The organism is Geodermatophilus maliterrae (genome assembly GCF_041018925.1).
GTDB lineage: Bacteria > Actinomycetota > Actinomycetes > Mycobacteriales > Geodermatophilaceae > Geodermatophilus > Geodermatophilus maliterrae.
Genome location: NZ_JBFNXQ010000061.1, coordinates 12,413 through 32,931 on the forward strand (window position 1 = coordinate 12,413; position 20,519 = coordinate 32,931).

At 74.6% G+C, this 20,519-nt stretch carries 14 protein-coding genes, 1 tRNA gene and 1 pseudogene; 13 read left to right on the top strand and 3 right to left on the bottom strand.

The window, feature by feature from the left end; all coding sequences use genetic code 11:
• Window positions 1-43: 43 nt before the first annotated feature.
• From hisI to ABQ292_RS17525, 11 genes are all read left to right on the top strand, one after another.
• The gene (gene hisI / locus ABQ292_RS17475; protein WP_369208707.1) at window positions 44-418 is read left to right on the top strand and encodes a phosphoribosyl-AMP cyclohydrolase; all 375 of its coding nucleotides are present in this window, start codon (window positions 44-46) and stop codon (window positions 416-418) included.
• Window positions 405-1,913: an anthranilate synthase component I gene (locus ABQ292_RS17480; RefSeq protein WP_369208709.1), complete on the top strand. Its 1,509-nt coding sequence runs from the start codon at window positions 405-407 to the stop codon at window positions 1,911-1,913. The genes hisI and ABQ292_RS17480 overlap by 14 nt, the downstream gene beginning before the upstream one ends.
• On the top strand, window positions 1,910-2,641 hold the full coding sequence (locus tag ABQ292_RS17485) for a Trp biosynthesis-associated membrane protein (protein ID WP_369208711.1): 732 nt from the start codon (window positions 1,910-1,912) through the stop codon (window positions 2,639-2,641). Before ABQ292_RS17480 ends, ABQ292_RS17485 begins: the two co-directional genes overlap by 4 nt.
• Window positions 2,642-2,731: 90 nt before the next feature.
• Window positions 2,732-3,541: an indole-3-glycerol phosphate synthase TrpC gene (gene trpC, locus ABQ292_RS17490; RefSeq protein WP_369208713.1), complete on the top strand. Its 810-nt coding sequence runs from the start codon at window positions 2,732-2,734 to the stop codon at window positions 3,539-3,541.
• A 99-nt stretch (window positions 3,542-3,640) separates the two neighbouring features.
• Window positions 3,641-4,990, top strand: coding sequence for a tryptophan synthase subunit beta (gene trpB, locus ABQ292_RS17495; protein WP_369208715.1), 1,350 nt, complete (start codon window positions 3,641-3,643; stop codon window positions 4,988-4,990).
• Window positions 4,987-5,799, top strand: a complete 813-nt coding sequence (gene trpA / locus ABQ292_RS17500; protein WP_369208717.1) for a tryptophan synthase subunit alpha — start codon at window positions 4,987-4,989, stop codon at window positions 5,797-5,799. Before trpB ends, trpA begins: the two co-directional genes overlap by 4 nt.
• Entirely contained in the window at window positions 5,796-6,776 is a 981-nt protein-coding gene (lgt, locus tag ABQ292_RS17505) for a prolipoprotein diacylglyceryl transferase (protein ID WP_369208719.1), read from the top strand. The genes trpA and lgt overlap by 4 nt, the downstream gene beginning before the upstream one ends.
• A gap of 334 nt (window positions 6,777-7,110) precedes the next feature.
• Window positions 7,111-11,787 (top strand): glutamate synthase large subunit, encoded by a 4,677-nt coding sequence (gene gltB, locus ABQ292_RS17510; RefSeq protein ID WP_369208721.1) that lies wholly within the window; start codon window positions 7,111-7,113, stop codon window positions 11,785-11,787.
• 53 nt (window positions 11,788-11,840) lie between these two features.
• Window positions 11,841-13,328: a glutamate synthase subunit beta gene (locus tag ABQ292_RS17515; protein ID WP_369208723.1), complete on the top strand. Its 1,488-nt coding sequence runs from the start codon at window positions 11,841-11,843 to the stop codon at window positions 13,326-13,328.
• A 142-nt stretch (window positions 13,329-13,470) separates the two neighbouring features.
• Complete coding sequence (gene pyk, locus ABQ292_RS17520; RefSeq protein ID WP_369208725.1) at window positions 13,471-14,886, top strand: pyruvate kinase; 1,416 nt, start codon at window positions 13,471-13,473, stop codon at window positions 14,884-14,886.
• Window positions 14,883-15,758: an acyl-CoA thioesterase gene (locus tag ABQ292_RS17525; RefSeq protein ID WP_369208727.1), complete on the top strand. Its 876-nt coding sequence runs from the start codon at window positions 14,883-14,885 to the stop codon at window positions 15,756-15,758. Before pyk ends, ABQ292_RS17525 begins: the two co-directional genes overlap by 4 nt.
• Here ABQ292_RS17525 and ABQ292_RS17530 read toward each other — a convergent pair.
• Together ABQ292_RS17530 and ABQ292_RS17535 are read right to left on the bottom strand one after the other, a co-directional pair.
• The gene (locus ABQ292_RS17530; protein WP_369208729.1) at window positions 15,736-17,445 is read right to left on the bottom strand and encodes an aminotransferase class V-fold PLP-dependent enzyme; all 1,710 of its coding nucleotides are present in this window, start codon (window positions 17,443-17,445) and stop codon (window positions 15,736-15,738) included. The genes ABQ292_RS17525 and ABQ292_RS17530 overlap by 23 nt on opposite strands.
• A 410-nt stretch (window positions 17,446-17,855) precedes the next feature.
• Window positions 17,856-17,929: transfer RNA gene (locus ABQ292_RS17535), tRNA-Leu, on the bottom strand.
• Window positions 17,930-18,005: 76 nt separating this feature from the next.
• On the opposite strand from ABQ292_RS17535, the gene ABQ292_RS17540 reads away from it, so the two are divergent.
• Both ABQ292_RS17540 and ABQ292_RS17545 read left to right on the top strand, forming a co-directional pair.
• The gene (locus tag ABQ292_RS17540; protein ID WP_369208731.1) at window positions 18,006-18,611 is read left to right on the top strand and encodes an ANTAR domain-containing response regulator; all 606 of its coding nucleotides are present in this window, start codon (window positions 18,006-18,008) and stop codon (window positions 18,609-18,611) included.
• A 163-nt stretch (window positions 18,612-18,774) separates the two neighbouring features.
• Window positions 18,775-20,112 (top strand): ABC transporter substrate-binding protein, encoded by a 1,338-nt coding sequence (locus ABQ292_RS17545; RefSeq protein WP_369208733.1) that lies wholly within the window; start codon window positions 18,775-18,777, stop codon window positions 20,110-20,112.
• A 153-nt stretch (window positions 20,113-20,265) separates the two neighbouring features.
• On the opposite strand, the pseudogene ABQ292_RS26705 reads toward ABQ292_RS17545, so the two are convergent.
• Window positions 20,266-20,430, bottom strand: a pseudogene (locus ABQ292_RS26705) (DUF7712 family protein); the annotation flags it as partial.
• Window positions 20,431-20,519 lie beyond the last annotated feature (89 nt).

The following is a 20,519-nucleotide window of genomic DNA, read 5'->3' on the forward strand; positions in this document are numbered from 1 at the left end:
GCGCTGAGCGGGGCGGTCTCCCCACGGTGGGACGATCGACGGCATGTCCGCCGTCCCCGCCGCCGAGTCGGCGCTCGACCCCGCGGTCGCCGCCCTGCTGCGCCGCGACCCCGCCGGGCTGGTCGCCGCCGTCGTCCAGCAGCACGACACCGGTGACGTGCTCATGGTCGCCTGGATGGACGACGAGGCGCTGCACCGCACGCTGACCAGCGGCCGGGCCACCTACTGGTCGCGCAGCCGCGGCGAGTACTGGGTGAAGGGGGAGACCTCCGGGCACCGCCAGTGGGTCCGCGACGTGCGGGTCGACTGCGACGGCGACGCGCTGCTCGTGCTCGTCGACCAGGAGGGCCCGGCCTGTCACACCGGCGAGCGCAGCTGCTTCCACCGCGGGCTGGAGGTCTCCCGTGCGGCTCGGTGAGACCAGCCCGGCCCGCGAGGAGTTCGCCGGGCTCGACCAGCCGCTGGTGCCGGTGACCCGGCGCCTCCTGGCCGACGGCGAGACCGCCGTCGGCATCTACCGCAAGCTGGCCGGCAACCGCCCCGGCACGGTCCTGCTGGAGTCGGCCGAGCAGGGCAAGCGGTGGTCGCGCTACAGCTTCGTCGGCGTCCGCGCCGCCGGGGTGCTCACCGAGCGCGACGGCGCGACCGTGTGGCTGGGCGACCCGCTGCCCGGGCTCATCGACGACCTGCCCGCCGACCCGCTGGCCGCCGTCCGCACCCTCGCCCGCCGGTTCCGCTCCCCGCGTCGTCCGGACCTGCCCCGGCTCACCGGCGGCCTGGTCGGCTACCTCGGGTACGACGTCGTCCGGCGGCTCGAGCGGCTGCCGAGCACCAGCACCGACGACCTCGGCATGCCCGAGCTGGCGCTCATGCTGGTCACCGACCTCGCCGTGCTCGACCACACCGACGGCACGGTGCTGCTCATCGCCAACGCGCTGACCGGCTCCGGCGACCCCGGGGCCGCCTGGGACGACGCGGTCGCCCGGCTCGACGCCATGGCCGCCGACCTGAGCAAGGCGGTGCCGCCCGGCGTGGCCACGTTCACCACGACCGAGCCGCCGCCGGTGACGAGCACGATGGCGCCCGGGGTCTACGAGGCCGGGGTGGAGACCGTCCGCGAGCACATCCGCGCCGGCGACGCCTTCCAGGTCGTGCTCGCCCAGCGCTTCGAGACCGAGACCGCCGTCGAGGCGCTGGACCTCTACCGGGTGCTGCGGGCGACCAACCCCTCGCCGTACATGTACCTGCTGCGCTTCGCCGGCCGGGAGTCGCCCTTCGACGTCGTCGGCTCCTCGCCGGAGGCGCTGGTCACCGTCACGGGCACCGGTGCGGTCGTGCACCCGCCGGCCGGCACCCGCCCGCGCGGGGCCACCGAGGAGGAGGACCTGCGGCTGGCCGAGGGGCTGCTCGCCGACCCCAAGGAGCGCGCGGAGCACGTGATGCTGGTCGACCTGGCCCGCAACGACCTGGGCCGGGTCTGCGTGCCGGGCACGGTCGAGGTGCCCGACTTCATGCGGGTCGAGCACTACAGCCACGTCATGCACCTGGTCTCGACGGTGTCGGGGGAGGTGGCGCCCGGCCGCGACGCGCTCGACGTCTTCGACGCCACGTTCCCGGCGGGCACCGTCTCCGGCGCCCCCAAGCCACGGGCGATGGAGATCATCGAGTCGCTCGAGCCCACGCGGCGGGCGCTCTACGCGGGCACCGTGGGCTACGTCGACGCCAGCGGCGACATGGACATGGCCATCGCCATCCGCACCGCCGTGCTGCACCAGGGGCGGGCCTACGTGCAGGCCGGCGCGGGGGTCGTCGCCGACAGCGACCCCGCCACCGAGGAGGCCGAGACCCGGCACAAGGCCCGCGCCGTGCTCTCGGCCATCGCCACGGCCGAGGGGATGCGGGAGGTCCGGTGAGCGGCCCTGCCGTCCCGCCGGCTCCGCCGGACGGGAGCGGACCCGGGACCCAGCACCCGCGCCGCGAGCTGGGCGCGGCCGTCGCCGGCTGCGCGCTCGCCGGCGGACTGGCCCTCTCCACGGGCGGGCAGACGTGGGCGACGGTCACCGTGACCCGCCGCCCGCCGCTGCCGCCCGTCACCGAGGTGCTCACCGGGTCCGCCGTCGCCCCGCTGGTGACCGCCGCCGGGCTGCTGCTGCTGGCCGCGGCGGTCGCCGTCCTCGCCGTCCGCGGCGCCGGGCGGGCCGCCGTCGGCGCGCTCGTGGCCGCCGCCGGGCTGGTGCTCGGCTGGGCGGGCGGGCGGGTCCTGGTCTCGGGACCGGACCCGGTGCCGACAGCGCCCGGGGAGATGGCGGGCACCGACCTCGCCGCCGGGTGGCCGGCGCTGTGCCTCGTCGCCGCCGCGGTCGCGCTGGCCGCCGGGCTGCTGGTCCTCGCCCGCGGACGGCGGTGGCCGGGCATGGGCCGCCGCTACGAACGGCCGCCGGGCGCCACCGCCCCGGCGCCGGCCCGCGCCCGCACCGACGAGGACCGCGCGCTGGACGCCTGGCGCGCCCTCGACCGCGGCGACGACCCGACCGACGACCCGACCGACGACCCGACCGACGCCCCCGCCGGTGATCCTGCACCGGGGGGTACCGGGACGACCGACGACCCGGCGGCCAGGGCTCCCGGCCGCCGCCCTTAGAGTGGGTCCACCCGTCCGGCGGGTTCGAGGCCGGCCCGGACGACTACCCGGTCCCGCCCGGGACGAACCGACCAGGAGCGAGGAGGCGGAGTGACCGTCCTCGACGAGATCGTCGCCGGCGTCCGTGAGGACGTCGCGGCGCGCGAGGTGGCCACCCCGCTGGCCGAGGTGAAGGCCGCCGCCCGCGACGCCCGACCCGCCCTCGACGCCCTGGCGGCCCTGCGCGAGCCGGGCGTGGGTGTCATCGCCGAGGTCAAGCGGCGCAGCCCCAGCAAGGGCGCCCTCGCCGACATCCCCGACCCCGCCGTCCTCGCCGCGCAGTACGCCGCCGGAGGCGCCCGGGTCATCAGCGTGCTCACCGAGCGCCGTCGCTTCGGGGGCTCGCACGCCGACCTGGCCGCCGTCCGCGCCGCCGTCGACGTCCCGGTGCTGTGCAAGGACTTCGTGGTCAGCAGCTACCAGGTGCACGAGGCCCGCGCGCACGGCGCCGACGTCGTCCTGCTCATCGTCGCCGCGCTCGAGCAGAACGCCCTCACCGGCCTGCTCGAGCGGGTGGAGTCGCTGGGCATGACCGCGCTGGTCGAGGTGCACACCGAGGCCGAGGCCGACCGCGCGATGGCCGCCGGGGCCTCGGTCATCGGCGTCAACGCCCGCGACCTCACCACCCTGGCCGTCGACCGCTCCACCTTCGAGCGGATCGCCCCCGGCCTGCCGTCGGAGGTGGTCAAGGTCGCCGAGTCCGGCGTCCGCGGCCCGCACGACCTCATCGCCTATGCCGGTGCCGGTGCCGACGCGGTGCTCGTCGGCGAGGGCCTGGTCACCGCCGGCGACGCCCGCCAGGCCGTCGCCGACCTGGTCACCGCCGGGTCGCACCCGGCCACCCCGCGCACCACCCGCTGAGGACCCTCCTGCCCCCACCGCCCGCACGCCCGCGGCGGGCCCCTGCAGGAGGGCCACCCCCGCCGCCACCAGGGGGCCGGGACGCGGGACACTGGGCCCATGACCACCAGCGCCGTGCACCCTCCCGAGCAGCGACTCGAGTCGGTGCGCCCCGCCTGGCCCGACGCCACCGGCCACTTCGGCGTCTTCGGCGGTCGCTTCGTCCCCGAGGCCCTCGTCGCCGCGCTCGACGACCTCACCGAGGCCTACGAGGCCATGCGGGTCGACCCGGTCTTCATCGAGGAGTTCGCCGCGCTGCAGCGCGACTACACCGGCCGCCCCAGCCCGCTCACCGAGGTGCCCCGGTTCGCCGAGCACTGCGGCGGGGCGCGGGTGCTCCTCAAGCGCGAGGACCTCAACCACACCGGCTCGCACAAGATCAACAACGTGCTGGGTCAGGCGCTGCTGACCAAGCGGATCGGCAAGACCCGGGTCATCGCCGAGACCGGGGCCGGCCAGCACGGCGTGGCGACGGCGACGGCGGCGGCCCTCATGGGGCTGTCGTGCACCGTCTACATGGGCGAGGAGGACACCCGCCGCCAGGCGCTCAACGTCGCCCGCATGCGGCTGCTCGGCGCCGAGGTGGTCCCGGTGACCACCGGCTCGCGCACCCTCAAGGACGCCATCAACGAGGCCTTCCGCGACTGGGTGACCAACGTCGAGACCACCAACTACGTCTTCGGCACCGTCGCCGGCCCGCACCCTTTCCCGGCGATGGTCCGCGACTTCCAGCGGGTGATCGGCGACGAGGCCCGGGCCCAGCTGCTCGAGCGGGAGGGCCGGCTGCCCGACGCCGTCCTCGCCTGCGTCGGCGGCGGCTCCAACGCGATCGGCATCTTCACCGCCTTCGTCCCCGACGAGGGCGTGCGGCTGGTCGGCCTGGAGGCCGGCGGCGACGGCGTGGACACCGGCCGGCACGCGGCCACCATCACCGGCGGGACGCCGGGGGTGCTGCACGGCGCCCGCTCCTACCTGCTGCAGGACGACAACGGCCAGACGATCGAGTCGCACTCGATCAGCGCCGGCCTGGACTACCCGGGCGTGGGCCCCGAGCACTCCTACCTGCACGACATCGGCCGCGCCGAGTACCGGGCGGTCACCGACGCCGAGGCCATGGAGGCCTTCGCGCTGCTGTGCCGCACCGAGGGGATCATCCCGGCCATCGAGTCCGCGCACGCCCTCGCCGGCACGATGCGGCTGGGCCGGGAGGTCGGCCCCGACGCGCTGCTGCTGGTCAACCTCTCCGGCCGCGGCGACAAGGACGTCGAGACGGCGTCGCGCTGGTTCGGGCTCGGGAACCGCGACGAGGTCGACCCCGGCCCCGGCATGGACACCGACCAGCAGCCCACCGAGGGCGCGGTCGCCTCCGGCGACGCGGTGCCCGGCCAGGACGCGGGGAGCCAGGCATGAGCCTGCTCGAGGACCGCCTGGGTGTCGCCCGGGCCGAGGGACGCGCGGCGCTCGTCGCCTACCTGCCCGTCGGCTACCCCGGCGTCGAGGACTCGATCGCCGCGATGACCGCCGCGGTCGAGGGCGGCGCGGACGTCGTCGAGATCGGCGTCCCCTACAGCGACCCCGGCATGGACGGCCCGGTCATCCAGCAGGCCGTCGACGTCGCCGTCCGCGCCGGTGTGGGCATGCGCGACGTGCTGCGCGCGGTGGAGGCCGTGGCCGCCGCCGGCGCGGTGCCCGTGGTGATGAGCTACTGGAACCCGATCGAGCGCTACGGGGTCGAGCGGTTCGCCACCGACCTGGCCGCGGCCGGGGGAGCGGGCGCCATCACGCCCGACCTCATCCCCGACGAGGCCGCGGCGTGGATGGCCGCCGCCGACGCCGCCGACCTCGACCGCGTCTTCCTCGTCGCGCCGTCGTCCACCGACGCCCGGCTGCGCGCCACCGCCGAGGCCTGCCGCGGCTTCGTCTACGCCGCCTCCACGATGGGCGTCACCGGCACCCGCGCCACCGTCGGCGACGCCGCCGAGCGGCTGGTGGCCCGCACCCGCGCGGTCACCGACCGCCCGGTGTGCGTGGGCCTGGGTGTGTCCGACGGCGACCAGGCCGCCGAGGTGGCCGGCTTCGCCGACGGCGTGATCGTCGGGTCGGCCTACGTGCGGCGGGTGCTCGACGGCGCCGGCCCCGACGGCGTCCGGGCGCTGTCGGCCGAGCTGGCCGAGGGCGTCCGCCGGCGCGCCGGCGTGCCCAGCGGGTCGACGGCGTGACCCCGCTGGCGGCCATCCCCAGCCCCACCCAGGGCGTCTGGGAGCTCGGCCCGTTCCCGGTCCGCGCCTACGCGCTGTCCATCATCGCGGGCATCGTCGCCGCCTGCTGGATCGCCGAGCGGCGCTGGGTCGCCCGCGGCGGCCACCCCGGCGAGGTGCTCGACATCGCCGTCTGGGCGGTGCCCTTCGGCATCCTCGGCGGCCGGCTCTACCACGTGGTCACCACGCCGCAGCCCTACTTCGGCGAGGGTGGTGACCCCCTGCGCGCCCTCGCGATCTGGGAGGGCGGCCTGGGCATCTGGGGCGCGATCGCACTCGGCGGCGTCGGCGCGTGGATCGCCTGCCGCCGCCGCGGGATCCCGCTGCCGGCGTTCGGCGACGCCATCGCCCCTGGCCTGCTGGTCGCCCAGGCGATCGGGCGGCTGGGCAACTGGTTCAACAACGAGCTCTACGGTTCGCCCACCGACCTGCCGTGGGCGCTGCGGGTCTACGAGTGGGACGGCGGGCGGGCCGTCCTCGGCGCCGACGGGCAGCCGGTCGTGGCCGGGCTGTTCCACCCGGCATTCCTCTACGAGCTGCTGTGGAACCTGGCCGCCGCGGCCGTCGTCGTCTGGGCCGACCGGCGCTTCCGGCTCTCCCACGGCCGCGCCTTCGCCCTCTACGTGGCGCTGTACTGCGCGGGCCGGTTCTGGATCGAGCTGCTGCGCATCGACCCGGCCAACACCCTCCTCGGCATCCGGCTCAACGTCTTCACCGCCGCCGTCGTCGGGCTGCTCGCGGTGGCCTACCTGGTCTGGCAGCGTGGCCGCCCGCGAGAGGTGATCCACCCCGCGGACGGCACCGGCGACGGCGCCGGCGGTGACGACGACACCGCGGGAACCGCCGGGGAGACCGCGGGCGAGGCGCCGAGCAGCACCGATGCGCCGGCCGTCCGGCGGGCCGGTGAGCGTTCCCACGACGCGCCCGGACAGCCCTGACGGGACGCGCCGCAGCAGGGGTTCGGGCGGGTGAGCCGGGTGCGGCCGCTGTGTACTCTCCTGGTGAGACCTCCAGTGATCCTGGTGGGTCGCACGTGTCGGACCGGGCCAGCGCTGCCCCGCGGACGACGACCCCGTGGCACCACCCGCGGGGCCGCTGACCCCAGCCGGCCCGGGCACACCGTGCCTCAGCCGGTCGCGGGCTCGACCGCAGTCCCCGCCCGTCCTCTGCCTGCACCGCCGCCGCACCGCCCCCCTTGACCACCGGCCGGGCTCCGCGCCCCCACGCCGTCCTCCCGTGAGGACGGCGCGGCAGCCGACGACGGGAGTTGTCATGCTCGGGTCCTCCACACCCGCCCCCCAGGCCGCCTCCTCCGCGACCACGTCCTCGGCCGTGCCGTTCTCCGCGGTGCCGTCCGCCACCGGTCTCTACGACCCGGCGAACGACTCGGACGCCTGCGGTGTCGCCTTCGTGGCCGATGCCCAGGGGCGCCGCTCGCGGAAGATCGTCGCCGCGGGCCTGACCGCGCTGCACAACCTCGACCACCGCGGTGCCGCCGGTGCCGAGCCGAACTCCGGTGACGGCGCCGGCATCCTCACCCAGGTCCCCGACGCGCTCCTGCGGGCCAGCGTCGACTTCGACCTGCCGCCCGTGGGGGAGTACTCCGTCGGCATCGCGTTCATGCCCGTCGACGAGGACGAGCGCGCCGCCCGCCGGGCCGACGTCGCCCGCCTCGCCGCCGAGGAGGGCCTGACCGTCCTCGGCTGGCGGGACGTGCCGGTCGACCCCGACGGCGCCGACCTCGGTCCCACCGCCCGCGCGGTCATGCCGCACTTCGCCCAGGTGTTCCTCGCCGAGACCATGGGCGCCCGCGCCGACGCCGCCGCGTTCGGCGGTCCGCGCGCGGTCAACGGCGTCAGCCGCCTGGAGCGGCGGTCCTTCGTGCTGCGCAAGCGCGCCGAGCGCGCCGCCCGCGAGGCCGGCAGCTCCCTCTACGTCGTGTCCCTGTCGTCGCGGACGCTGACCTACAAGGGGATGCTGACCACCGACCAGCTGCCGGCCTTCTTCCCCGACCTGCGCGACGAGCGCTACGAGTCGGCGATCGCGCTGGTGCACAGCCGGTTCTCCACCAACACCTTCCCGAGCTGGCCGTTGGCGCACCCGTTCCGGTTCATCGCCCACAACGGCGAGATCAACACCATCAAGGGCAACCGCAACCGGATGCGCGCCCGCGAGGCCAAGCTCGAGACCGAGCTGTTCGACGGCCCCGCCGGCCCGGCCAGCGAGCTCGGCCTGGAGCGGATCTTCCCGGTCACCGCCAGCGACTTCAGCGACTCGGCGACCTTCGACGAGGTGCTCGAGCTGCTGCACCTGTCCGGCCGCTCGCTGCCGCACGCGGTGCTCATGATGATCCCGGAGGCGTGGGAGAACCACGACGAGATGGACCCGGCCCGCCGGGCCTTCTACCGGTTCCACGCCTCGATCATGGAGCCCTGGGACGGTCCGGCCTGCGTGGCCTTCACCGACGGGACGACCATCGGCGCCGTCCTCGACCGCAACGGCCTGCGCCCCGGCCGCTGGTGGCGGACGAAGGACGACCTCGTCGTCCTGGCCAGCGAGGCCGGCGTGCTGGACATCCCGGCCGGCGACGTCGTCGCCAAGGGCCGGCTGCAGCCGGGCCGGATGTTCCTCGTCGACACGACCTCCGGGCGGATCGTCGCCGACGAGGACGTCAAGGGCGCGCTGGCCACCGAGCACCCCTACGACGACTGGCTGCACGCCGGCCTGGTGCACCTGCCGCAGCTGCCCGAGCGGCGCCGCGCGCGGCCCAGCCACGAGTCCGTCATCCGCCGGCAGATGCTGTTCGGCTACACCGAGGAGGACCTGCGCGTCCTGCTCACCCCGATGGCCTCCAGCGGCGCCGAGCCGATCGGCTCCATGGGCACCGACACCCCGATCGCGGCGCTGTCGGACCGCTCCCGGCTGCTCTACGACTACTTCGGGCAGCTGTTCGCCCAGGTGACCAACCCGCCGCTGGACGCCATCCGCGAGGAGCTGGTGACCAGCCTGGGCCGCACCTTCGGCCCCGAGCAGAACCTGCTGCGGGCCACCCCGGCGTCCTGCCGGCAGCTGTTCCTGCCCTACCCGGTCATCGACAACGACGAGCTGGCCAAGATCCTGCACATCGACGACGACGGCGACCTGCCCGGTTTCGCCGCCGTCCGGATCACCGGCCACTTCGACGTCACCGGCGGCGGCCCGGCGCTGGTGCAGGCCGTCGAGGAGCTGCGGACCAAGGTCAGCAAGGCCATCGCGGCCGGCGCCCGGGTCATCGTGCTCTCCGACCGCGACTGCGACGAGCGGCGCGCGCCCATCCCGTCGCTGCTGATGACCGCCGCGGTCCACCACCACCTCGTGCGCGAGCGCACCCGCATGGAGGTCGGCCTCGTCGTCGAGTCCGGCGACTGCCGCGAGGTGCACCACGTCGCGCTGCTGCTCGGCTACGGCGCGGCCGCGGTCAACCCCTACCTGGCCTTCGAGTCCATCGAGGACCTCATCCGCGACGGCGTCCTCACCGGCGTCCAGCCGGCCCAGGCCGTGCGCAACGTGGTCAAGGCGCTCGGCAAGGGCGTCCTCAAGGTCATGAGCAAGATGGGCATCAGCACCGTCGGCTCGTACACGATGGCGCAGATCTTCGAGGCGGTCGGCCTCTCCCAGGAGGTCGTCGACGAGTACTTCACCGGCACCTCCGCGCCGCTGGGCGGCGTGGGTGTCGACGTGCTCGCCGAGGAGGTCGCCATGCGGCACCGGCGCGCCTACCCGGAGAACCCGACCGAGCGGGCGCACCGCCGGCTGGAGACCGGCGGGGAGTACCAGTGGCGCCGCGAGGGCGAGGTGCACCTGTTCAACCCCGAGACGGTGTTCCTCCTCCAGCACTCCACCCGCTCGCGGCAGTACGAGGTCTTCGAGCGGTACACGCAGACCGTCGACCAGCTGTCGGAGGACGCGGCCACCCTGCGCGGCCTGTTCACCGTGAAGAAGGGCGCGCGCCCGCCGGTGCCGATCGAGGAGGTCGAGCCGGCCAGCGAGATCGTCAAGCGGTTCCAGACCGGCGCGATGAGCTACGGCTCCATCTCGCAGGAGGCGCACGAGACGCTCGCCATCGCGATGAACCGGCTCGGCGGCCGGTCCAACACCGGTGAGGGCGGCGAGGACCCCGACCGCTTCGTGCCCGACCCCAACGGCGACCTGCGCCGCTCGGCGATCAAGCAGGTGGCCAGTGGCCGCTTCGGCGTCACCAGCGAGTACCTGGTCAACTCCGACGACATCCAGATCAAGATGGCGCAGGGGGCCAAGCCCGGCGAGGGCGGCCAGCTGCCCGGCGGCAAGGTCTACCCGTGGGTGGCCCGGACCCGGCACTCGACGCCGGGCGTCGGCCTGATCAGCCCGCCGCCGCACCACGACATCTACTCGATCGAGGACCTCAAGCAGCTCATCCACGACCTGAAGAACGCCAACGACCAGGCGCGGGTCAACGTCAAGCTGGTCGCCGAGGTCGGCGTCGGGACGGTCGCGGCCGGCGTGAGCAAGGCGCACGCCGACGTGGTGCTCATCTCCGGGCACGACGGCGGCACCGGCGCCGCCCCGCTGACCTCGCTGAAGCACGCCGGCTCGCCGTGGGAGCTGGGCCTGGCCGAGACGCAGCAGACGCTGCTGGCCAACGGCCTGCGCGACCGGATCGTGGTGCAGGTCGACGGGCAGATGAAGACCGGCCGCGACGTCGTGGTCGCGATGCTGCTCGGCGCCGAGGAGTACGGCTTCGCCACCGCTCCGCTGGTGGTCTCCGGCTGCATCATGATGCGGGTCTGCCACCTCGACACCTGCCCGGTCGGCGTGGCCACCCAGAACCCGGAGCTGCGCAAGCGGTTCACCGGCCGGCCCGAGTTCGTGGTGACCTTCTTCGAGTTCCTCGCCGAGCAGGTGCGCGGCTACCTGGCCGAGCTGGGCTTCCGCAGCGTCGAGGAGGCCGTCGGCCACGTCGAGCTGCTCGACACCCGCCAGGCGGTCGACCACTGGAAGGCCCGCGGCCTGGACCTGTCGAAGATGCTCGCCCTGCCGGAGCTGCCCGAGGATGCGCCGCGGCGGGCGGTCCGGACCCAGGACCACGGCCTGGACGTCGCGCTGGACCAGACGCTGATCCAGCTGTGCGAGGGCGCGCTGCTCGACGCGCGGCCGGTGAGCCTCGAGCTGCCGGTGCGCAACGTCAACCGCACCGTCGGCACGATGCTCGGCTCGATGGTGACCCGCCGCTTCGGTGGCGAGGGCCTGCCCGACGGCACGATCGACCTGACCTTCACCGGGTCGGCCGGCCAGTCCTTCGGCGCCTTCCTGCCGCGCGGCATCACCATGCGGCTGCTCGGCGACGCCAACGACTACGTCGGCAAGGGCCTGTCCGGCGGACGGATCGTCGTCCGGCCGGCGCGGGAGGCGACCTTCCCCGCCGAGGACAACGTCATCGCCGGCAACGTCATCGGCTACGGCGCCACCGGCGGGGAGGTCTTCCTGCGCGGGCGGGTCGGCGAGCGCTTCTGCGTCCGCAACTCCGGGGCGCTGGCCGTCGTCGAGGGCGTCGGCGACCACGCGCTGGAGTACATGACCGGCGGCCGCGCGGTGATCCTCGGGCCCACCGGCCGCAACGTCGCGGCGGGCATGTCCGGGGGCATCGGCTACGTCCTCGACCTGGCCCGGCACCGGGTCAACAGCGAGATGGTCGACATCGAGCCGCTGGACGGCGAGTCCTCGCAGTGGCTGCGGGAGGTCCTGCTCCGGTACCAGGCCGAGACCGAGTCGACCGTCGCCGCCGCGCTGCTGGCCGACTGGGGCCGCTGGTCCGAGCAGTTCAGCGTCGTCATGCCGCGCGACTACCGTCGCGCCCTCGAGGCCCGGCGCGCCGCCGAGGCCGCCGGTACCGACGTCGACCGCGCGGTCATGGAGGCGGCTCGTGGCTGACCCGCGCCCCCGACCCTGCAACTCGAGCCGCCCAGAGACGATGGAGGCCGGACGTGGCTGACTCCACGGGGTTCCTGAAGTACGAGCGGGCCATGCCGCCCCGGCGGCCGGTCGACGTCCGGATCATGGACTGGAAGGACGTCTACCTCTCCCGGCAGAGCGGCGAGGACGCCGTCTACCCGGTCGCGGCGCTGCGCCAGCAGGCCGCCCGGTGCATGGACTGCGGCATCCCGTTCTGCCACCACGGCTGCCCGCTGGGCAACCTGATCCCGGAGTGGAACGACCTGGCCCGCCGCGATGACTGGCGCGATGCCATCGAGCGGCTGCACGCGACCAACAACTTCCCGGAGTTCACCGGGAAGCTGTGCCCGGCCCCGTGCGAGGGCGCCTGCGTGCTGAACCTGGAGGACTCCCCGGTCACGATCAAGCAGATCGAGTGGGAGATCATCGACCAGGCCTTCGAGCGGGGCCACGTCGAGCCGCAGGTGCCGGCCGAGCGCACCGGCAAGAAGGTCGCCGTCGTCGGGTCGGGCCCGGCCGGGCTGGCCGCCGCCCAGCAGCTGACCCGCGCCGGCCACGACGTCACCGTCTACGAGCGGGCGGACAAGGTCGGCGGGCTGCTCCGCTACGGCATCCCCGAGTTCAAGATGGAGAAGGCCGTCCTCGACCGGCGGCTGGACCAGATGCGCGCCGAGGGCACCCGCTTCGTCACCGGCGTCGAGGTCGGCGGCAGCGGCGAGGCCGACCTGTCCACCGAGCAGTTGCGCGCGGAGTACGACGCCGTCGTGCTGGCCGCCGGTGCCACCGTGGGCCGTGACCTGCCCGCACCCGGCCGCGAGCTCGCCGGCATCCACCTGGCCATGGAGTTCCTGCCCTTCGGCAACCGGCAGGCGCTCGGCGAGCTGGACGACCCGCCGATCTCGGCGAAGGGCAAGGACGTCGTCATCATCGGCGGCGGTGACACCGGCGCGGACTGCCTGGGCACCTCGCACCGGCAGGGGGCCCGCTCGGTGACCCAGCTGGAGATCATGCCGGCGCCGCCGGACAAGCGGTCCGAGGGCAACCCCTGGCCCACCTACCCGATGGTCATGCGGATCTCCTCGGCCCACGAGGAGGGCGGCGAGCGGCTGTACTCGGTGAACACCGAGCGCTTCGTCGGCGACGACGAGGGCCGCGTGCGCGCGCTGGTCATCCACGAGGTCGAGCGGGTCGACGGCCGGTTCCAGAAGATCGAGGGCACCGAGCGCGAGCTGCCGGCCCAGCTGGTGCTGCTCGCCATGGGCTTCACCGGCGCCCAGCGCGAGGGCCTCGTGGAGGCGCTCGGGCTGGAGATGGACGCCCGGGGCAACGTCGCCCGCGACGGGGAGTTCATGGCCAGCGTGCCCGGCGTGTTCGTGGCCGGTGACGTCGGCCGCGGCCAGTCGCTCATCGTGTGGGCGATCGCCGAGGGCCGCGCCGCCGCCGGCGCCGTCGACGCGTTCCTCACCGGCAGCTCCATGCTGCCGCGGCCGGTGACCCCCACGGCGGTCGCCCTGCGCTGAGGGAGGACCCCCCGCCCCCGCCCCTCGCGAGCTCGTGGCGGGACCCTGCAGGGGGGCCGGCGGGGGCCGGGTCCCGCGACACCGCGGGGCCCGGCCCCGCCCGTTCCAGCCGGGGACGGGGGTGCCGACTAGCGTCTACGGCATGAGCCGCCGCGCGAAGATCGTCTGCACACTGGGCCCGGCCACCAGCTCCCTGGAGCAGATCACCGCACTCGTCGAGTCGGGGATGGACGTCGCCCGGCTGAACTTCAGTCACGGCTCGCACGCCGACCACGAGGCCTCCTACCTCAAGGTGCGCCAGGCCTCCGACACGACCGGCCGCGCCGTCGCCGTCCTGGCCGACCTGCAGGGCCCCAAGATCCGGCTCGGCACGTTCACCGACGGACCGGTCACCTGGGCCACCGGCAGCCGGGTGTGCATCACCGTCGACGACGTCCCGGGCACCGCCGAGCGGGTCTCCACGACCTACAAGGGCCTGGCCGCCGACGCCCGGGTCGGTGACCGGCTGCTCGTCGACGACGGCAAGCTGGCGCTGTCGGTGGTCTCCGTCGACGGCCCCGACGTGTGGTGCCTGGTCGTCGAGGGCGGGCAGGTCTCCAACAACAAGGGCCTCTCCCTGCCCGGCGTGGCCGTGAGCGTCCCGGCGCTGTCGGAGAAGGACGAGGAGGACCTCCGCTTCGCCCTGCACCTGTCGGTCGACTTCGTCGCCCTGTCCTTCGTCCGCTCGCCGGACGACGTCGAGCTGGTGCGCGACATCATGCGCCAGGAGGACATCAGCGTCCCGGTGATCGCCAAGCTGGAGAAGCCCGAGGCGGTGGAGAACCTCGAGGCCATCGTCGAGGCCTTCGACGGGATCATGGTCGCCCGCGGCGACCTCGGCGTGGAGCTGGCGCTGGAGACGGTGCCGCTGGTCCAGAAGCGCGCCGTCCAGGCCGCCCGCGAGCGCAACAAGCCGGTCATCGTGGCCACCCAGATGCTCGAGTCGATGATCGAGAACTCCCGGCCCACCCGTGCCGAGGCCTCCGACGTCGCCAACGCCGTCCTCGACGGCGCCGACGCGGTGATGCTCTCGGGGGAGACGTCGGTGGGCCGCTACGCGATCGGCGCCGTCCGCACGATGGAGCGGATCATCGACGCCGTCGAGAGCGACGACGCGTGGGTGCCCGACCTGCACCGCAAGTCGCGCTCCCGCTCCGGGGCGATCGTGCGCGCGGCCCGCGACATCGGCGAGGCGATGGACGTCAAGGCACTCGCGACCTTCACACAGACCGGCGACAGCGCCCGCCGGCTGGCCGCGCTGCACCCCCGGCAGCCGCTGCTGGCCTTCACCATCGACGGGCGGGTCCGCAGCCAGCTGGCGCTGTCCTGGGGCGTGGAGACCTTCATCGTGCCCTCGGTGCAGCACACCGACGACATGGTCCGGCAGGTGGACTTCTCGCTGCTGTCGATCGGCCGGCTCCGGGAGGGCGACCGCGTCGTCGTCGTGGCCGGCAGCCCGCCCAACACCCCCGGGTCGACCAACCTGATCCGCGTCCACGAAGTCGGGACCGACTCGTGAGCGGCGGCGGGTCCCAGGCCGCCGCCCTCATGACCGTCCTCGACCTCGAGGAGCGCGCGCCCGACGTCTTCGTTGGGCAGACGCCGACCACCCGGCTGCAGCGAATCTTCGGCGGGCAGGTGGCCGGGCAGGCGCTCATGGCCGCCGGGCGGACCGTCGCCGAGGGCCGCGGCGTGCACTCGCTGCACTCCTACTTCCTGCGGCCCGGCGACCCGCACGAGGAGCTGCGCTACACCGTCGAGCGGATCCGCGACGGCCGGTCGTTCTCCTCGCGCCGCGTGATCGCCTGCCAGCGGCGCCGCGGGGAGGACGTCGCCGTCTTCGCGCTGACGGCGGACTTCCACGCCGGCGAGCAGGCCGTCGTCGCGCACGCCCGGCCGATGCCCGACGTCCCGGGACCGGAGGAGCTGCCGTCGCTGGCCGACCACGCGGCCGGCCACGGGGAGCTGGCGGCGCCGGCGCTGGAGATCAGCCGGGCGGTGGAGCAGCGCCCGCTGGGCAACCCCTTCGCGCCCGAGCCGAAGACGCCACCGCACACCCAGACGCACGCGTGGATGCGCGTGGCCGGCCGGCTGCCGGACGACGCCGCCGTGCACGCCGCCGCCCTGACCTTCGTCACCGACCTGACCCTGCTCTCGGCGGGGCTCGCCCGGGTCGGCGGTGGCTGGGGCGGTCGCTACGTCGGCGCCAGCCTCGACCACGCCGTGTGGTTCCACGCGCCGGTGCGCGCCGACGAGTGGTTCCTCTACGAGACCGACAGCCCGGCCGCCTCGGCCGGCCGCGCGCTGTGCTTCGGCAGCATCTGGTCCGCCGACGGCACGCACGTGGCCACCGTCGCCCAGGAGGGGCTCATCCGGACACTGGGGGAGTGACGGGGGCGGCTCCCCACTCCTCCTCGGTGGCCGTCTCCCCGGTGGTCGTCTCCCCGGTGGCCGTCTCGTCCCCGGGCGCCGGCGGCTCGTCGGCGTGGGCCGCGCGCCCGACCTCGGCCTGCCGCTCGGCCTGCTCCTCGGCCTCGGCGAGGCGCTGCGCCTCTGCCTGCCGTTCCGCCGCCGCTCGGCGCTCGGCCTCGGCCCGCGCCCGCTCGGCGGCCTGCTCGGCGAAGTCGGCGGCCAGCCAGTCGTGGCCCTCGCACAGCAGCGTCCACGCCCGCTCGACGTGCGCCCGCGTCGTCGTCGGTGCGCCCACCGCCACCCGCAGCACCACCTGGTCGCGCACGGTGGTGTGGGTCAGGAAGACCTCGCCGCCGTCGTTGAGCCGTTCCAGCAGCGTCATGGTGGCCACGTCGGCGTCGACGTCGGCCGGCCAGCGCGGCCGCAGGCACACCAGCGACAGCGGGTGCGGGGCGGCGACCTCGAAGCGGTCGTCGCCGTCGGCCCAGCCGGCCAGGTCCTGCGCCAGCGCCACGCCGGACCGGACGTGCGCGCGCAGCCCCTCGGCGCCGTACCAGCGCAGCACCGCCCAGAGCTTCAGCGCCCGGAAGCGGCGGCCGAGCTCGATCTGCCAGTCGCGGTAGTCGACGACGGCGCCGGCGTCGGTGGCCGTGTTGCGCAGGTACTCCGGCAGGATCGCCAGCGCGCCGGTGAGCGCCGCCCGGTCGGCGACCCAGAAGAGGGTGGCGTCGAAGCCGGTGAGCAGCCACTTGTGCGCGTCGGTGGTGTAGCTGTCGGCCTCCTCGACGCCGGCCTGCAGCGACCGCAGCTCCGGCGCCACGGCGCTCACCCCGGCGTAGGCGGCGTCGACGTGCAGCCAGGCGCCGTACCGGCGGCAGATCGGCCCCAGCTCGGCCAGCGGGTCGATCGCGGTGGTCGACGTCGTCCCGACGGTGGCGCAGACGAGCACCGGACGGAAGCCGCGGGCGCTGTCGCGCTCGAGTCGCGCGGCCAGCGCCGCCGGGCGCATCGCCAGGTCGCCGTCGACCTCCACCACCCGGATGGCGTCGGTGCCCAGGCCCGCGATGCGGACCGCCTTCTCCATCGACGAGTGCGTCTCGGCCGAGACGTAGACGGTGCACTCCTCCGGCCGCACGCCCGAGCGGACGGTGCCGCCGCCGCTGGCCCGGTGCAGCGCCGCCAGCAGCGCGACCAGGTTGGCGCCGGAGCTGGAGTCCTGGACGACGCCCCCACCGGTGCCGGTCGACCGGAACGACGCCGGCAGACCGAGCAGGTCGGCCAGCCAGTCCAGGACGTGCTGCTCGAGCTCGGTGGCCGCCGGGCTGGTCACCCACGACATGCCCTGCACGCCCAGGCCGGCCGAGAGCAGGTCGCCGAGCACCGAGGGGCCGGAGGTGTTGGCCGGGAAGTAGGCGAGGAAGCCGGGGTGCTGCCAGTGCGTGACTCCCGGCAGGACGACGCGGTCGAGGTCGGCCAGCACGGCGGAGAAGGGCTCGCCGTGCTCGGGTGCCGACGGCGGCAGCGCGGCCCGCACGTCGCCGGGGGACACCCGCGAGCGGACCGGGAAGGACTCCAGCCGCGTCCAGTAGTCGGCGATCCAGTCGACCACCTCGTGACCGTGCTGCCGGAACTCCTCGGGGGTCATGTGGGGGACGGGCTCGCTCACCCGGCCACCGTATTCGGTGGGCGGCGGGGCCCGTCGTGGCGAGTGGGGCCCGGTGTGTCCCGGAGCCGCGACGCGGCCGCTCCGCGCGGCGGGGGACGGCACGTGGCCGCGGTGTCGTCCGACGAGCGGGGGCCCGGAGGGTCCCCCGAGGAGGACTCGACCGCAGGGCTCCACGGCGGTCGGGGACGGCACGTGGCCGCGGTGTCGTCCGACGAGCGGGGGCCCGGAGGGTCCCCCGAGGAGGACTCGACCGCAGGGCTCCACGGCGGTCGGGGACGGCACGTGGCCGCGGTGTCGTCCGACGAGCGGGGGCCCGGACGGTCCCCCGAGGAGGACTCGACCGCAGGGCTCCACGGCGGTCGGGGACGGCACGTGGCCGCGGTGTGACGCGGAGCGTCACGGTGTCGCAGTGCCCCCGGTGCGACTCGAACGCACACTGCGCGGGTTTTGAGTCCGCTCCCTCTGCCGATTGGGGTACGGGGGCCTGCCGCGACCGACGTCACGGCGGGTGCAGCCTAACCGGGCAGCCGGGACCGCCCGTCGTCGCTAGGCTCCCCGGCGTGAGCACCGAGCCGACCCGGGTCCTCATCGCCGAGGACGAGGCGCTGATCCGCCTCGACCTCAAGGAGATGCTGGAGGAGGAGGGGTACGTGGTCGTGGCCGAGGCAGGCGACGGCCAGACCGCCGTCGACCGCGCCCGGGAGCTGACGCCGGACCTGGTCATCCTCGACATCCAGATGCCCGTGCTCGACGGGCTCGCGGCCGCCGAGCAGATCGCCTCGGCACGGATCGCGCCGGTCATCGTCCTGACCGCCTTCAGTCAGCGCGAGCTGGTGGAGCGGGCCCGGGACGCGGGCGCGATGGCCTACCTGGTCAAGCCGTTCTCCAAGAACGACCTCGTGCCGGCCATCGAGGTGGCTCGCGCCCGGTTCACCGAGATGGCGGCCCTCGACGGCGAGGTGCGCACGCTCGAGGAGCGGCTGGAGACCCGCAAGGTGGTGGAGCGGGCCAAGGGCCGGCTCATGAGCGACCAGGGCATGACCGAGGCCGAGGCGTTCCGCTTCATCCAGCGGACCGCGATGAACGAGCGCACGTCGATGAAGGCGTTGGCCGAGCGGATCCTGGCTCCCGACACGCCGGTGCCCGCGGACGGTGCACCCTCCTGAGCGACGGCGTCACCCGACCGGAACATCCGAGGTCACGACACCGTATCGGTGTCCTCCCGGCCGGCTCGATCTCCCGGGACAGCAGTTAGGTTCGGCGGGCTGACGGGGCCGGCGCTCCCTGCGCCGACCCCCGGACCGACGTTCGACAACTGGGAGTTGCTGGATGCGCACGCGTACCTACGCCCGCAGCATCGCCGTCACCTCTGCCGCCCTGGTCGCCCTCACCGCGTGCGGTGGCGGCGACGAAGGGGGCGGCGACTCGGGCGGCGACGCCGCGGGCGGCGGCGAGAAGCAGGTCAACATCTACGGCACCGACGGCAACATGGGTTCCACCCTCGGCGACGACTTCGAGGAGGAGGGTGCCCTCGCCGGGATGAAGGGCACCACGCCCCTGACCGAGCTGGCGGGTGACTTCCGCGACCAGCTCCTGGCGATCGACCCCGACCTGGGGAACACCTTCAACTACGCCGGTGAGACCTACGACGCCGTCGTGATCACCGCGCTGGCCGCGCAGCGGGCGGGCACCAACGACGCCAACGTCTTCAAGGCCTACGTCAACGGCATCACCGCCGGTGGCGAGAAGTGCGACTCGTACCAGGCGTGCCTCGACATCATCAACGCCGGGGGCAACCCCGACTACGACGGCCGCAGCGGCCCGCTGGCCTTCGTCGACGCCGGTGAGCCGGCCGCGGCGAGCTTCGGCATCCTGCAGTTCGGCGAGGACAACGCCATCGACGACTCGGCCACCGAGTACGTGCTCGCCGGTGACGAGGCCAACGCCACCACCGACGAGGGCCCGGCCCCCGCGGCCCCCGGCACGACCGGTGAGCAGCTGGTCATCGGCACGCTGCTGCCGCTGACCGGTGACCTCGCCTTCCTCGGCCCCCCGGAGGTCGCCGGCGCCCGGCTCGCCGTCCAGGACATCAACGGTGCCGGCGGCGTCCTCGGCCAGGACGTCCGTCTCGAGGAGGGTGACTCGGGCGACGCCACGACCGACACCGCCACCCAGACCGTGGACCGCCTGCTGCAGGCCGGCGTCAGCGCGATCGTCGGTGCGGCGTCCTCGGGCGTGAGCCTCAACGTGATCGACCGGATCACCGGTGCCGGTGTCATGCAGATCAGCCCGGCCAACACGTCGGACCAGTTCACCGCCTACGCCGACAACGGGCTGTACTTCCGCACCGCCCCGCCGGACGTCCTGCAGGCCCGCGCCCTGGCCGACCTGATCGCCGCCGACGGCAACAACACCGTCGGGATCCTCGCCCGCAACGACCCGTACGGCACCGGCCTCGCCGACAACACCGTGCAGAACCTGCTGTCCGGTGGTCTGTCCGAGGACCAGGTCGTGAGCATCACCTACGACCCGAACGCCGCGAACTTCGACTCCGAGGTCCAGCGGATGGTGGACCTCAACCCCGACGGCATCGTCGTCATCGGGTTCGAGGAGTCCTCGCGGATCATCCAGGGGCTCAACGAGAACGGCATCGGCCCCCAGCGCTGAGGCCGGAGCGCTGCCGTGGTGCAGCGCTGAGGCAGTCCCACCTCCGGCAGCGGCCCGGTACCCCTCAAGGGGGTGCCGGGCCGCTGTCGTGTGCTCAGCGCTGCGGGAACCAGCCCTCGGGCGTCCCGACGGCCGGCGGCCCCGGTGGTCGGAGAACTCGACGGCCCACGGCCACCAGCCGCGGTCGGGTGCGTGCTCCCGGCGCAGCAGCACGCCGACCTCGCCCCCGGGCAGCAGCACCGGCAGGCCGAGGTGGCTCTCGTCCGGCCACAGCTCCTGGCGCTGCACGCCGCCGTCGGCCAGGGGGTGCACCAGCACGCGGGAGAACCCGCCGGCGGCCGGCGCCCGGCACGACGGAGGCCGGCGTCCCCGGGGAGGGGGCGCCGGCCTCCGTGGTGGGGCCGCTC